Origin of the sequence: Streptomyces sp. NPDC005878, from assembly GCF_040629815.1 — a bacterium.
GTDB lineage: Bacteria > Actinomycetota > Actinomycetes > Streptomycetales > Streptomycetaceae > Streptomyces.
Genome location: NZ_JBEXWK010000003.1, coordinates 475,530 through 489,542, shown reverse-complemented (window position 1 = coordinate 489,542; position 14,013 = coordinate 475,530). Strand labels below are relative to the sequence as shown.

At 72.2% G+C, this 14,013-nt stretch carries 13 protein-coding genes; 2 read left to right on the top strand and 11 right to left on the bottom strand.

The window, feature by feature from the left end; all coding sequences use genetic code 11:
- Positions 1–123 precede the first annotated feature (123 nt).
- The 3 genes from smc to ABZ404_RS08445 form a co-directional block, all read right to left on the bottom strand.
- Positions 124–3,681, bottom strand: a complete 3,558-nt coding sequence (smc, locus tag ABZ404_RS08455; protein ID WP_358833528.1) for a chromosome segregation protein SMC — start codon at positions 3,679–3,681, stop codon at positions 124–126.
- Between the two features lie 283 nt (positions 3,682–3,964).
- On the bottom strand, positions 3,965–4,183 hold the full coding sequence (locus ABZ404_RS08450; RefSeq protein ID WP_067164723.1) for a hypothetical protein: 219 nt from the start codon (positions 4,181–4,183) through the stop codon (positions 3,965–3,967).
- 382 nt (positions 4,184–4,565) lie between these two features.
- The gene (locus tag ABZ404_RS08445) at positions 4,566–4,847 is read right to left on the bottom strand and encodes an acylphosphatase (RefSeq protein ID WP_358833529.1); all 282 of its coding nucleotides are present in this window, start codon (positions 4,845–4,847) and stop codon (positions 4,566–4,568) included.
- Positions 4,848–5,027: 180 nt separating this feature from the next.
- Between ABZ404_RS08445 and ABZ404_RS08440 the strand changes: the two genes are divergently transcribed.
- Positions 5,028–5,870, top strand: a complete 843-nt coding sequence (locus ABZ404_RS08440) for a CAP domain-containing protein (RefSeq protein ID WP_358833530.1) — start codon at positions 5,028–5,030, stop codon at positions 5,868–5,870.
- 126 nt (positions 5,871–5,996) lie between these two features.
- Positions 5,997–6,410 (top strand): helix-turn-helix domain-containing protein, encoded by a 414-nt coding sequence (locus tag ABZ404_RS08435; protein ID WP_358833531.1) that lies wholly within the window; start codon positions 5,997–5,999, stop codon positions 6,408–6,410.
- Here ABZ404_RS08435 and mutM read toward each other — a convergent pair.
- From mutM to recG, 8 genes are all read right to left on the bottom strand, one after another.
- The gene (gene mutM / locus ABZ404_RS08430) at positions 6,383–7,243 is read right to left on the bottom strand and encodes a bifunctional DNA-formamidopyrimidine glycosylase/DNA-(apurinic or apyrimidinic site) lyase (RefSeq protein ID WP_358833532.1); all 861 of its coding nucleotides are present in this window, start codon (positions 7,241–7,243) and stop codon (positions 6,383–6,385) included. The two genes, ABZ404_RS08435 and mutM, sit on opposite strands and share 28 nt — an antisense overlap.
- A 201-nt stretch (positions 7,244–7,444) precedes the next feature.
- Positions 7,445–8,278 carry a ribonuclease III gene (gene rnc, locus ABZ404_RS08425; RefSeq protein ID WP_358833533.1) on the bottom strand — a complete coding sequence of 278 codons (834 nt, stop codon included), beginning with the start codon at positions 8,276–8,278 and terminating at the stop codon, positions 7,445–7,447.
- Between the two features lie 19 nt (positions 8,279–8,297).
- The gene (rpmF, locus tag ABZ404_RS08420; protein ID WP_026165248.1) at positions 8,298–8,471 is read right to left on the bottom strand and encodes a 50S ribosomal protein L32; all 174 of its coding nucleotides are present in this window, start codon (positions 8,469–8,471) and stop codon (positions 8,298–8,300) included.
- A gap of 2 nt (positions 8,472–8,473) precedes the next feature.
- Positions 8,474–9,124 carry a DUF177 domain-containing protein gene (locus ABZ404_RS08415; protein WP_358833540.1) on the bottom strand — a complete coding sequence of 217 codons (651 nt, stop codon included), beginning with the start codon at positions 9,122–9,124 and terminating at the stop codon, positions 8,474–8,476.
- 205 nt (positions 9,125–9,329) lie between these two features.
- On the bottom strand, positions 9,330–10,475 hold the full coding sequence (locus ABZ404_RS08410) for an ATP synthase F0 subunit B (protein WP_358833534.1): 1,146 nt from the start codon (positions 10,473–10,475) through the stop codon (positions 9,330–9,332).
- A gap of 96 nt (positions 10,476–10,571) precedes the next feature.
- Entirely contained in the window at positions 10,572–11,054 is a 483-nt protein-coding gene (gene coaD, locus ABZ404_RS08405) for a pantetheine-phosphate adenylyltransferase (protein WP_358833541.1), read from the bottom strand.
- 20 nt (positions 11,055–11,074) lie between these two features.
- Positions 11,075–11,659 carry a 16S rRNA (guanine(966)-N(2))-methyltransferase RsmD gene (rsmD, locus tag ABZ404_RS08400; protein WP_358833535.1) on the bottom strand — a complete coding sequence of 195 codons (585 nt, stop codon included), beginning with the start codon at positions 11,657–11,659 and terminating at the stop codon, positions 11,075–11,077.
- A 113-nt stretch (positions 11,660–11,772) separates the two neighbouring features.
- Positions 11,773–13,980 (bottom strand): ATP-dependent DNA helicase RecG, encoded by a 2,208-nt coding sequence (recG, locus tag ABZ404_RS08395; protein ID WP_358833536.1) that lies wholly within the window; start codon positions 13,978–13,980, stop codon positions 11,773–11,775.
- Positions 13,981–14,013 lie beyond the last annotated feature (33 nt).

Genomic DNA, 14,013 nt, shown 5'->3' with positions numbered 1-14,013 from the left:
GAAGGAAAAAGCAACGTTGCAGAGACTATGCCTTCAAGTTTCGAAGTCAATAGGGCAAGAGATGTGAATTGAGTGACCCTGGCGTGTCGTGCTTGTTCAAGTCTTGAAGATGGGTTAGGTGGGCTAGCGGAGGCGCTGGCTGATGACCTTGGAGACGCCGTCACCCTGCATGGACACGCCGTACAGCGCGTCCGCGACCTCCATCGTGCGCTTCTGGTGCGTGATCACGATCAGCTGCGAGGACTCCTGGAGCTCCTCCATGATCCGGATGAGCCGCTGGAGGTTGGTGTCGTCGAGCGCCGCCTCCACCTCGTCCATCACATAGAACGGGCTCGGCCGCGCCTTGAAGATCGACACGAGCAGGGCCACGGCCGTCAGCGACCGCTCACCGCCGGAGAGCAGCGAGAGCCGCTTGACCTTCTTGCCCGGCGGGCGCGCCTCCACGTCCACCCCGGTGGCGAGCATGTCGGTGGGGTCGGTCAGGATCAGCCGCCCCTCGCCGCCCGGGAAGAGCCGCGAGAACACGCCTTCGAACTCCCTGGCCGTGTCCCGGTACGCCTCCGTGAACACCTGCTCGACCCGCTCGTCCACCTCCTTCACCACCTGAAGAAGGTCGGCCCGCGTCTTCTTCAGGTCCTCCAGCTGCTCGGAGAGGAACTGGTGCCGCTCCTCCAGAGCCGCGAACTCCTCCAGCGCGAGCGGGTTGACCTTTCCCAGCTGCTGGTACGCCCGTTCGGCTGACCTCAACCGTTTTTCCTGATCCGCGCGGTCGAAACTCCGGGGGCGGTTGCGCGGGTGGTCCGGGTCCTCGGGAAGCTCCTCGCCCTCGGCGGCCGGGGACGGCGGCACCGGCTGGTCGGGCCCGTACTCCGCGATCAGTCCGGCCGGCTCCACCCCCAGCTCCTCCAGCGCCTTCGTCTCCAGCTGCTCGATCCGCAGCCGCTTCTCGGCGCCGAGTACCTCGCCGCGGTGCACCGAATCCGTCAGCTTGTCGAGCTCGCCCTTGAGGTCGCGGCCGGTGGCCCGGGCGGCTGCCAGCTCCAGCTCGCGTACGGCCTTCGCGGCCTCGGCGGCCGCCCGCTCCCGCTCGGCCCGCACCACCGACACCTCGACATGGGCGAGCAGGGTCCGCGCGCCCGCCGCCACGGCCCGGGCCACCCGCGCCTCGTGGCGCAGCCGGGCGCGGCGCTCCTCCGCCCGGGCGCGGGCCTCGCGCTCGGCGCGGGCGGCCCGGTCGAGCGCGTCGGCCCGCCCGGCCAGGCCCTTGACCCGCTCCTCGTGCGTACGCAGCTGGAGGCGGGCCTCCATCTCCGTCTGGCGGGCGTTGGCCCCGTCGGCGGCGAGCCGGTCCCGTACGGAGGTGTCGGGCTCCTCCTGCACCGGCGTCTCCTCGGCGACCAGGAGCCGCTCGGTCAGCTCCTCCGCCTCCTCCAGCGCCTTCTCCAGGGCCTCCTGGGCGCGGGCGGCGGCCGCCGCCGTGCGCTCGGCCTCGCCCGCGGCGCCGCGGGCCTGCCCGGCGAGGCGTCCGAGCTGCTGGGCGACGGACGACTTCTCCCGGTCGGCGGCCCGCCGCCGCTCCCCCAGCTCCTCGGCCCGCTCGGCACACCGGGCCCGCAGCTCCCCGGCCGTCCGCTGGGCCCCCGCCAGCTCCTCGCACCGCACCGCCAGCTCCGCGAGCTCGGCGGCGGCCTCGTCGACGGAGGCCTGCACCTCCAGGAGGCTGGGCGCCCCGGCGGAGCCTCCCTGCGCGAAGTACGCCCCGAGCAGGTCGCCCTCGGCGGTGACGGCGGTCAGCTCCGGCCGGGCGTGGACCAGGTCCTCGGCGTCCTCCAGGGTGTCCACGACGACGATCCCGCGCAGCAGCCTGCCCACGGCGGGCAGCAGCTCCTGCGGGCCGCGCACCAGGTCCGCCGCGTACGGAGGACCGCCCGGCCGTACGGGCTCGGGCTCCTGGGGTCCCGGCAGCCCGCCCACCAGGAGCGCGGCCCGCCCGGCGTCCTGCTTGCGCAGCAGCCGGATCGCCTCGGCGGCGGTGGCGGGGCCCGACACCGCGAGCGCGTCGGCGGCGGCGCCCAGGGCCGCGGCCACCGCCACCTCGTAGCCGGGCGCGACGGTGAGCAGGGCGGCGGCGGGGCCGAGCAGTCCCTGGAGGGAGTCCTGGGCGGCGAGCAGGGCGCCCGTGCCGTCCTTGCGGCGCAGGCCCAGGGCGAGCGCGTCGTGGCGCGCGGACACCGCGGCGCGCTTGCGCTCGGCGGCCGTGGCCGCCTCACGGGCGGCGCCCAGGGCCGCCTCGGCCTCGGCCAGCTCCCGCTTGGCGCGCTCATGGGCCTCGCCGAGCTCGTGGTCGTCCGCGTCCAGGCCGTCGACCTCGGCCTTCAGCTGTTCGTACTCCTCCTGGGCCAGCGCCGCGCGCTCGCCCGCCTCGTCCCGCGCCGCCGCGAGCCGGTCGATCTCCGCCTGCGCCGAACTCGCCCTGCTCCGCGCCGCGTTGACCTGGCCGTGCAGCCGCGCCAGGCCCTCGCGCCGGTCCGCGATGGCCCGGGCCACATCCTTCAAACGCCGCTCCTCCAGCGCGAGTTCCCGCTCCAGCTCGGCGCGGTGGGAGGCGGTGTCCTCCAGGGCGCGCTCGGCCGCCTCGCGGGCCGCCTCCAGCTCCGCCTCCTGCTCCCGGATCCGGGCCGCCTCGCGCTCCAAGTCCTCGGGGTCGCGGCCCCGGCGCTCCTCGGGCGGCTGGGCGGTGGCGCTGTTCACGCGCGCGTCCGCGAGCGAGACGGTGCCCCGCACCCGCTCGGCCAGCTGCGACAGCTCGTACCAGGTCTGCTGGGCACGGGTGAGCCGGGGCGCGAGCGCGCGGACCTCCTCCTCCAGCTCCGCCTCGCGCGCGAGGGCGGCCTTCAGCTCGGCCTCGGCGCTGTCCTTGCGCTGCTTGAGCGCCGCCTCGTCCTCGATCTCGGCGCGCAGAGCCTGGCGCATCCGCACCAGGTCGTCGGCGAGCAGCCGCAGCCGGGCGTCGCGCAGATCGGCCTGGATGACGGCGGCCCGGCGCGCGACGGCGGCCTGCCGGCCCAGCGGCTTGAGCTGGCGCCGCAGCTCGTCGGTGAGGTCCTGCACGCGCGCGAGGTTGGCCCGCATCGCGTCCAGCTTGCGCAGCGCCTTCTCCTTGCGCTTGCGGTGCTTGAGGACGCCGGCCGCCTCCTCGATGAAGGCCCGCCGGCCCATCGGGTCGGCGTGCAGCACGGAGTCGAGCTGGCCCTGCCCGACGATCACGTGCATCTCGCGCCCGATACCGGAGTCGGAGAGCAGCTCCTGGATGTCGAGCAGCCGGCAGGTCTCGCCGTTGATCTGGTACTCGCTGCTGCCGCCCCGGAACATGATCCGGGTGATGGTGACCTCGGCGTACTCGATCGGCAGGGCGCCGTCGGAGTTGTCGATGGTGAGGGAGACCTCGGCGCGGCCCAGCGGCGGGCGGCCGGTCGTCCCGGCGAAGATGACGTCCTCCATCTTGCCGCCGCGCAGCGACTTGGCGCCCTGCTCGCCCATGACCCAGGACAGCGCGTCCACGACGTTGGACTTGCCGGAGCCGTTGGGGCCCACCACGCAGGTGATGCCGGGCTCGAACTTCAGAGTCGTCGCGGAAGCGAAGGATTTGAACCCGCGCAGGGTCAGGGCCTTGAGGTGCACGCCGTCGGACTCTACTCTGCGCCCCCGCCCGCGCCCCGCGAAGCCGCGGCCCCGGCGGTTTCACCTCTGGCCACGCAGGGCACCCCCGAGGAGAAGGACGGGGGAAGGACGGGGGAAGGACGGGAGCAGGACGCACGGGCGGACGAGGGGTGGCGGCGGACCGGGAGGACCGGGAAAGCCCGGGAGGGCCGGGAAAGAAAGAAGGGACGCCAGGGGCGTCCCTTGCATATCTATCTCGGGAGAGTGGATCTCACCTACGGGCCTTCGGGCGCGGCCCGGAACATCAGGTGAGCGCAGGCTCCGCCTGGGGTACGTCGATGTCGATGCCTTCGAGCAGCGAGTCTCCGCGGTGCGAAGCGACGGCAGCGGACAGTGCGTCCTTCTCGGACTGGATCCGTACGAGCTCGGACTCAAGGTCCTGGACACGCTGCTGGAGCCGTCGCATCTCGGCGAGGAGTCGCGGGTCGGAACCGCCGACGTAACCGAGAAGCGCCTTTGCCATGATGGATGGTCCTCCACAATGAGTGACCGACCGAAGCGGTGTGGGTCGTGAGGGAATCGCACCCGCGATGTTTGGACTTCGACTGCGGTTCTTCATGCCAAACAGCTAAGGTGCGCGGGGCTTTCAGCGTCTCACCAAAAAGTTTGACGGTCAACACGATCACGCCCCGCATCGGCGGGCAATCCGGGGGCCGTCGAGCCGGAACGCGTCCGGCGAGGCCTCTCCTCGGAGCCCTGGGGGCGTGGAGATCTTCCTTCTAGCGGCAGCCTTGCACGCCCGGCCCGGATTGGCAACAACGAAGTCGTACGAGGTCAGGGGCCCCGGAACCGGACCGGCCGACGGCACGCCCTCCCCGGCCCGCGCTGCCCGCGCCCCGGGGGCCCTAGCGGATGGCGAAGCCGTCGTAACCGCCGCGCGGTGTGGCCCAGATCTCGGTGACGCCGTCGACCCTGCCGGGTGTGTCGGAGCCCCTCAGCCACTCCAGCAGACGGTGGCAATTATCACGCGGCCCCTCGGCCACGACCTGCACCCGGCCGTCGTCGAGGTTGAGGGCGAACCCGACGAGGCCACCGATCTCCAAAGCGTTTGCCCTGGTGAACCAGCGGAAGCCCACTCCCTGTACTCGGCCGCGCACCCAGGCGGTCAGCCGTGCATCTTCGTTCATGGGTGCACGCTAACCGGCCAATAGCTCACGGAGCACTTCGCCCTCTTGCGCCATGGCGTACAGTCCCGACGCAATGAGCCTCACCCGTTCGGACCAGCGTCCGTCACCCGCGGGATCCGGGGCCCAGGGACCGCAGCACTGAGCGAAGAGCAGCACTGAAGCACTGAGGGAGGCCCGCAGATGGGACGCCATCGCCGCTCCGTCGAGCCCGCCAAGAAGCGGCCCGCCGCGCCCGTACGCACCGGGCTGCTCGGCGCGTCCGCCGCCGTGGCGGTGGGCGCCGTGGCCATAGCCTCCGGCCTGCTGCCGGGCGGCTCCTCCTTCGAGCTCAACGGCGGATCCACGGGCGAGCACGTCCAGGCCGGCGGCGGCGCCTCCGACCTGCGCCAGCAGGGCGGGCAGTCCGCGCAGCCGACCAGCGCCGCTCCTTCGGCGCCGATCACCTCGCCGAGCACCCACGCTCCGCTCACCTCCCCCTCCGCCACGCCCTCCCAGAAGCCTTCCTCGGCCGCGCCGTCCCCGGTCCGCAAGCAGGAGAAGCCCTCCGCCCCGGCGGCCGCGCCCAGGACGGCCACGCCCTCCGCGACCCCGTCCAGGGTGAGGACGGTCGTGCCGGAGCAGCCGCAGGTCAAGGCCCCCACCGCCGAGCAGGCGGCCGCGGCCACCGTCGTCTCGCTGGTGAACCAGCAGCGCGCCCAGGCGGGGTGCAGCCCCCTGAAGGCCGACGCCTCGCTCGCGGCGCTTGCCACCGCGTTCAGCGATGACATGGCGGCGCGCGGCTTCTTCGACCACACCGACCCGGACGGCAGGAGCCCCTGGGACCGGGCCGCCAAGGCGGGCGTGGGCAACCTGGGCGGCGAGAACATCGCGCGCGGCCAGGCGGACGCCAAGGCGGTCATGGAGGCGTGGATGAACAGCCCCGGCCACCGGGCGAACATCCTGAACTGCGACTACAAGACGCTGGGCGTCGGCGTGCACCTGGGCGAGGGCGGCCCGTGGTGGACGCAGGACTTCGGCTTCTGAGCAGCTGACCCATCGGAACAGCTGACGTCTGAGCAGCCCGACGGCCGCGCCCGTACCCGTTCCGCGTACCCCACCCGAGACAGCGCTAACTTCTGGTTAGCGCTGTCTCGTCGTATGGTGTGAGGTATGGAAGAGACCGGTAGGGAAGAGACCACCGCCACCGCCCCCGCGGACCTGCCGTTCGACGTCTTCTCCAAGGCGTGCCCCTCGCGCGGCACCCTGGAGCACGTCACCGGCCGCTGGGGCAGCCTCACCCTGGGCGCGCTCCACGAGGGCGGCTTCCGCTTCAACGAGCTACGGCGCAGGGTCGACGGGGTGAGCGAGAAGATGCTCTCCCAGACCCTCCAGGCGCTGGAGCGCGACGGGCTCGTCCACCGCGAGGCGCAGCCGACCAATCCGCCGCGCGTCGACTACACCCTGACCCCGCTGGGCACCGAGGTCGCCGAGCGGCTGCTGGGACTGATCCACCTCATGGAGGACCGGATGCCGTCGGTCCTGAAGGCGCGCGAGCGCTACGACGCGGTGCGCGGCGGGCGCTGACAGCGCGGGCAGAAGTAGCTGGACCGGTTCATCCACGGGCGCCGGCGCATCGCGGTGCCGCACCGGCGGCAGGGCTCGCCCTCACGCCCGTACGCGTCCAGCGAGCGGTCGAAGTACCCCGACTGCCCGTTGACGTTCACGTACAGGCTGTCGAAGCTGGTGCCGCCGACGGCGAGCGCCTCGGTCATCACCTGCCGTACGTGGCCGAGGAGTTCGGCGGACTTGGGGCGCGTGAGGGTCGAAGTGGGGCGCTCGTAGTGCACCTTGGCGCGCCACAGGGCCTCGTCGGCGTAGATGTTGCCGACCCCGCTGATGAGTGACTGGTCGAGGAGCGCGCGCTTGACGGTGGTGCGGCGCAGCCGCAGCGCGGTGAAGTAGGCGGCCTCGTCGAAGAGTTCGTCGAGCGGGTCGCGCGCGATGTGCGCGATGACGTCGGGCAGCCCGTCGGGAGTGTTGTCGTGGAGCGAGAGTCCGCCGAAGGTCCGCTGGTCGACGAAGCGCAGCTCGGTACCGGCCGTGTCCTGGAAGCGCAGCCGGATCCGCAGGTGCTTCTCGTCGGGCGCGCTCTCCGGCTGGACGAGCAGTTGCCCGCTCATGCCGAGGTGCCCGAGCACGGACTGCCCCGTGTCGGCGAGCGGGAGCCAGAGGTACTTCCCGCGCCGCCGGGGGACCCCGATGCGGTGCCCCGCGAGCCGGGCCGCGAAGTCGGCCGCGCCGGCCGGGTGGCGGCGCACCGCCCGGGGGTGCAGGACCTCGACGGCGTCCACGGTCCGCCCGGCCACCCAGCGCTCCAGTCCGCGGCGCACCACTTCCACCTCGGGGAGTTCTGGCACGGGCTCCTCCGGTGAGGTCGCGGGACGACGGGATGCTTGGAGGGTATCCCGCGCCTCCCCCGGTCCCGCGTCCAGGACCCCTCCGTGATCCGCCGCGCGGGGAGGCGGCGACCGGGGCGGCGGCCGGACGCGGCGGTGCGGCGCGAGCACGAAAAACCCCTGCCCGCACGGAATCCGTGCGGGCAGGGGTCCAGGAAACGGTCAGGCTGCCGGGTCGGCGGCGGGGGTCGGCGTCCCGCCGTCCGGCTCGGTCGCGGGGGCCTCGGCCTCCGCCTTCGCCCGGGCGATCCGCTCGTCCGCCGACGCGCTGATCGCGCGCCACGCGGACTCCGCGGCCTGCTGCTCCGCTTCCTTCTTGCTACGGCCGGTGCCGGTGCCGTACGAGACACCACCGACGCGGGCGGCAGCAGTGAAGGTCTTCTCGTGGTCGGGACCCGTCTCGGAGACCAGGTACTCCGGAACGCCGAGGCCTTCGGCCGCGGTGAGCTCCTGGAGACTGGTCTTCCAGTCCAGGCCGGCCCCGAGGTTCGAGGACTTCTCGATCAGGGGGTCGAAGAGCCGGTGGACGAGCTCGGAAGCCGCCCCAAGACCCTGGTCCAGATAGACCGCGCCGATCACCGCTTCCAGGGTGTCGGCGAGGATGGATGCCTTGTCCCGGCCGCCCGTGCCCTCTTCGCCCCGGCCGAGCCGGATGAAGGAGCCGAGGTCGAGCCCGCGGCCCACCTGCGCCAGCGCACGAGAGTTGACCACCGCGGCCCGGAGCTTGGCCAGCTGGCCCTCCGGGAGGTCCGGGTGGGTGCGGTACAGCGTGTCGGTGACGACCAGACCGAGCACCGAGTCCCCGAGGAACTCGAGCCGTTCGTTGGTCGGCAGACCGCCGTTCTCGTACGCGTAGGAGCGATGGGTCAGCGCACGCACCAGAAGGGCGGACTCAAGGTGATACCCGAGCCGCCCTTCCAGAAGCGTGTGGGACGAGGCCGAGTTGTTGTCGCTACTGCCCGCCTTCTTGGCGCCGGCATTCGACAGATCAGACATCGGGCCTCTCACCAGCCGCTCAGACCTCGAGGACCTGGCGCTTGTTGTAGGTGCCGCAGCTCGGGCACGCGATGTGCTGCTGCTTCGGCTCCTGGCAACGCTCACACGAAACCAGGGTGGGGACCGCAGCCTTCCACTGCGACCGGCGGTGGCGCGTGTTGCTGCGCGACATCTTCCGCTTCGGAACAGCCACGGCTACTTCTCCTGCTTCTCGGCGGCGCGCTGCACGTCAGAGGCAGTGCCGCTCATGTTGTCCTTCTCGCCGTCCTGGATGGTCCCGGCGAGTCCTTGCAGTGCCGCCCAACGGATGTCGACGGCGTCGTGGTGGTGGTCGGGGTCGTCCTCGAGCCTGAATCCACAGGTGGAACACAGGCCGAGGCAGGTCTCCCGGCACACCGGCTGCATCGGCAGTGCGAGCACCACCGCATCACGCAGCACCGGCTCGAGGTCGAAAAGACCGTCCTCAAGCGGGATGGTGTCGTCCTCGTCCTCGGCGTCGTCGACCGGCTCCGCCTTCTTGCTGCGGCCCCGGTCGTCGGCGTCAGGGTACGAGAACAACTCCTGGAAGTCCGCATCGAGCGCGAGCTCCAGCGGCTCCAGACACCTTACGCACTCCCCCTCGGCCGATGCACGGGCGGTGCCTGTGACAAGCACCCCTTCCATGACCGACTCCAGGCGGAGCTTGATCTCCACGGGCGCGCCCTGGGGCACGCCGATGACGCCGTCGATCCCGAGATCGGCGGGCGCCTCGACCGTGCGGGAGATCCGCTGGAGGGCACCGGGACGCCGACCCAGCTCGTGTGTGTCGAACACGAGGGGGTTGCGGTGGTCGAGGTGCGTACTCAGGGTTCTTCCCGCTTTCGGATCGTGGAGGGTTGGCCACCATGCGTCGCCGTGGGTGCGGCGACGCCGGGGCAGCGTTGATCGCGGACGTACGCGCGACCGAAGAGCCAGGATACTGGACGGGCCGCGTTTGACCCAATCCGGGCCCACCGCCCGGCTCCGGAGGGGGCGGGGAACCGCGGCCGCGGGCCGCGCTTCCGCGCCGCGCTCAGCGGCCCTGCTCGTACTGCCGCAGCTGTTCGAGGTCGATCATGCTCGTGTCGAAGAGGCTGGTCTCGTCGAGCGCGGGCTGCTGCGGGTGCGCGGTCTGCCGGCCGTAGTCGTGGTCGTGCTGCCCGTGCGGCTGGCCCTGGCTCTGACCGTGGCTCTGGCCCTGGTCCTGCCCCTGGTCCTGGTGGACCTGCTGATGGGCGTAGGCCTGCGGGTCGTAGGCGTACGGGTCCTGCTGCTGCTGGTCGTATCCGTACTGGGCGTACTGCTGCTGGGGCTGCTGGTAGGCGTACGGGTCCTGCTGGGCCTGCTGCTGGGCCTGGGCCTGTCCGTAGCCGTACGGGTCGTAGACCTGGGCGGGGACCGCGGGCTGCTGGGGCTGCTGGGGCTGCGCGGCGGACTGCGGCTGGGGGTCGGCCAGCTCGGCCAGGCCCGCCAGGTAGTCCGCGTCGCTGGTGTGGCCGCCGAGGGCCCCGGCGGCGTCCTGGGCGGCCATGTGGGCGCCCAGCTCGTCCGAGGCGATCCGGCCGTGCAGCTTCTCGCGGCCCCGGCCGACGGCCTCCAGGGTCTTGGCGAGGACGGCCTCGAAGGCGCCGAGCTTGGCGTCGACGTACTGGTCGGCCCGCTGGATGAGCGTCTGGGGGTCCGCGCTGTACTCGGGGGCGTCCGCGTCCGACTGCCCCTGCTCGTCGAGGCCGGGGCCCCGGCCGAGGAGCTTCTCGCGGCCGCGGTCGACCGAGCCGATGGTCTTGGTGAGGACGACCTCGAAGTTGGCCAGCTTGGAGTCGACGTAGTCGTCGGCCTCGGCCCGGATCTCCTCGGCCTCGCGCTTGGCGTCCGCCAGGATGCGGTCGGCCTCGTCCTGGGACTGCCGGGCGACGGCCGTGTCGGAGATCAGCGTGCCGCGCTGGGCGTGCGCGGACTCGATGATCCGCTCGGCCTCCTGGCGGGCCTGCTCGACCAGCTGCTCGCGGCCGCCGATCAGCTCCTGGGCCTGGGCGAGGGAGCCGGGCAGCGCCTGGCGCACCTCCTCCAGGAGCGCGAGCAGCTCGGCGCGGTTGACCACGCACGAGGCCGACATGGGCATGGAACGGGCGCCGGCGACGACGTCGACGATCTCGTCCAGCTTCTTCTGCACGTCCACCGTGGGCTCGCCACTCTCTACGACTGGTTGGGAGACGGACGGGACGACTGTAAGGCCAGTCGGGGCCCGCCCGACACCAGCTGACGGGCAGTCAGCTCAGCGCTGTTCGGCGATCCGCGCCACGAGTGCGTCGTGGACGGTGGCGGGCAGCAGGTGGGAGACGTCCCCGCCCCACGCCGCGACCTCCTTGACCAGCGACGACGACAGGAAGCTGTAGGTCGGGTTGGTGGGGACGAAGAGGGTTTCGACGCCCGAGAGGCCGTTGTTCATCTGGGCCATCTGGAGCTCGTAGTCGAAGTCGCTGACCGCGCGCAGGCCCTTCACGATGGCCGGGATGTCGCGCTGCTTGCAGAAGTCGACCAGCAGGCCGTGGAAGGACTCGACCTCCACGTTGCCGAAGTCGGCGGTCACCTCGCGGATCAGGTCGATCCGCTCGTCGATGGTGAACAGGCCCTTCTTCGACTGGTTGATCATCACCGCGACGTGCACGACGTCGTACAGCTTCGAGGCCCGGGCGATGATGTCGAGGTGTCCATTGGTGATGGGGTCGAACGACCCCGGACAGACGGCACGGCGCAACTGAAGTCCCTCGCTCCCGGTCATGGTGCGTCTTCGCACGTAGAGGCGGCGCGACCGTACCAAAGCGTGCCCTCGCCGTAACGGCGGGCCCGCAGCGGCTCGAACCCCCGCGGCCAGCCGAATTCCCCGCCCCTGGTGCTGCGCTCCACGGTGACCAGGCACGCCTCGGCGAGCCACCCCTGAGTGCGGAGTGTGAGGAGGATCTCCCGAAGATCGTCATCGGTCACCGCGTACGGCGGATCGAGGAACACCACGTCAAAGGGGGTTTCGGGAGCGGGGCCCGCAACGATCTGTTCCGCTTTTCCGTTACGTACCTCCGCGCCCGGAAGGCCCAGTACGCGCACGTTGTCGCGGACGGTCTTCACGGCCCGCGCGTCGGCCTCCACCAGCAGCGCGTGCGCGGCGCCCCGGGAGAGCGCCTCCAGGCCGACCGCGCCCGACCCCGCGTACAGATCCGCGACCCGGATGCCCTCCAGCGTGCCGAGCAGGGCCTCCCAGGTGGAGAAGAGGCCCTCGCGCGCGCGGTCGGAGGTGGGGCGGGTGCCGTTGCCCGGCGGAACGGCCAGGCGGCGTCCGCCGGCCCGGCCGGCGATCACGCGGGTCATCTGAGTCCTTGTCGGTGTACGGGTGTCACTGGTGCCCCCAGTTTCTCAGAACCCGGCGCGGACGCCGCCCGCGCGCCCCGCCGGCCGCCTCTGCCCAAGGGCCGCTCAGCCGCTCAGCCCTTGTCGAGGTACTGCTCGCGGTCCTTGTCCAGCAGCGCGTCCAGGGCCGTCCGCAGCGCGGGCAGCCCCTCCAAGTCCGGATCCCCGCTCACCACCGCCACCGCCTCCTCGCGGGCCGCCGCGATCACCTCCTCGTCCTCGATGACCGCGAGCATCCGCAGCGAGGAGCGCACGCCCGACTGGGCCTGGCCCAGCACATCGCCCTCGCGGCGCTGCTCCAGGTCGATCCGGGAGAGCTCGAAGCCGTCCAGGGTCGCCGCGACCGCGTTCAGCCGGGCCCTGGCCGCGCTCGCCTCCGGCATCTCGGTGACCAGCAGGCACAGGCCCGGGGCGGAGCCCCGGCCCACGCGGCCGCGCAGCTGGTGCAGCTGCGAGACGCCGAACCGGTCCGCGTCCATGATCACCATCGCGGTGGCGTTCGGCACGTTCACCCCGACCTCGATGACCGTGGTGGCGACCAGCACGTCGACCTCGCCGGCCGCGAACCGGCGCATCACGTCGTCCTTGTCGTCGGGCTGCATCCGGCCGTGCAGCACCTCGACGCGCAGGCCCTGGAGCGCGCCCTGGGCGAGCTGGTCCGCGAGGTCGAGCACGGCCAGCGGCGGCCGCTTCTCGGCGTCGTCCTCGGCGGACTTCTTCCGGGCCGCCTTCGTCTGGTCCTCGTCGTCCCCGATGCGCGGACACACCACGTACCCCTGGTGGCCCTTGGCGACCTCCTCGCGGACCCGCTCCCAGGCGCGGGCGAGGAAGTGCGGCTTGTCCTGGGCGGGCACGACGTGGCTGGCGATGGGCGAGCGCCCGGCCGGGAGCTGGTCCAGGACCGAGGTCTCCAGGTCGCCGAAGACGGTCATGGCGACCGTGCGCGGAATGGGCGTGGCCGTCATCACCAGCAGGTGCGGCGGCTGCTTGCCCTTGCCGCGCAGGGCGTCGCGCTGCTCGACGCCGAAGCGGTGCTGCTCGTCGACCACGACCAGGCCGAGGTCGTGGAAGCGCACCTTGTCCTCGATCAGCGCGTGCGTGCCGATGACGATCCCGGCCTCGCCGGTGACCAGGTCGAGGAGTGCCTGGCGGCGGGCGGCCGCGCCCATCGAGCCGGTGAGCAGCACCACCTTCGTCCCGAGGGCGGAGCCGCCCAGCATGCCGCCCTCGGCGAGCTCGCCCATCATCTCCGTGATGGACCGGTGGTGCTGCTGGGCGAGGACCTCGGTGGGGGCGAGCATGGCGGCCTGGCCGCCGGAGTCGACGACGGCGAGCATCGCGCGCAGGGCGACCATCGTCTTGCCCGAGCCGACCTCGCCCTGGAGCAGGCGGTGCATCGGGTGCTCGGTCGCCAAATCGTCGAAGATCTCCTTCGAAACGGTCCGCTGGCCGTCGGTGAGGGTGAAGGGCAGCTTGGCGTCGAAGGCGTCGAGCAGGCCGCCGGGGACGGGTCTGCGCGCCACGGCGGGCAGTTGGGCGTCCGCGTGCCTGCGCCGGGCCAGGGCGACCTGGAGGACGAACGCCTCGTCCCACTTCAGCCGCTGCCGGGCCTGCTCCACGTCGTCCTTGGTGTGCGGGCGGTGGACCTTGAGCAGCGCCTCGGGCAGCGGGACGAAGCCGCGGCCCGCGCGCAGGGACTCGGGCAGCGGGTCGACGGCCTCCCGGGCGCTGGGCAGCACCGCGTCGACCGCCTTGGCGATCTTCCAGGACTCCAGGCCCTTGCAGGCGGGGTAGATCGGGATGAGCGCGCCCGCCCAGGAGTCGACCACCTCGGCGGTGTCGCCGTCCTCGTCGCCGTCGGCGGCCAGCTTCGCGTACGTGGGGTGGGCGAGCTGGAGGCGGCGGTTGAACATCGACACCTTGCCCGCGAACATGGCGCGGCTGCCGGGCAGCAGCTCCTTGTGCGGCTTGTGGATGCCCCGGCCGAAGAAGACCAGCTGGAGCCGGCCGCTGCCGTCGGTGATCGTGATCTCCAGGCGCTGGCCGCGCCCGCCGTTGAACGTGTGCACACGCGCGTCGGCCACCTGCGCCACCACCGTGACGTCCTCGTCGAGGGGCAGCTCGGCCAGCCTGGTGAGCTGGCCGCGCTCCTCGTACCGCCGCGGGTAGTGGTGCAGGAGGTCGCCGACCGTGTGCAGGCCGAGCTGCTCGGCCATCACCTTCGCGGTGGGACCGCCGAGCAGCTTCTTCAGGGGTTCTTCGAGCGCGGGCACGCGATCCATTGCACACCACGCCACTGACATCCCGCAGGAGGC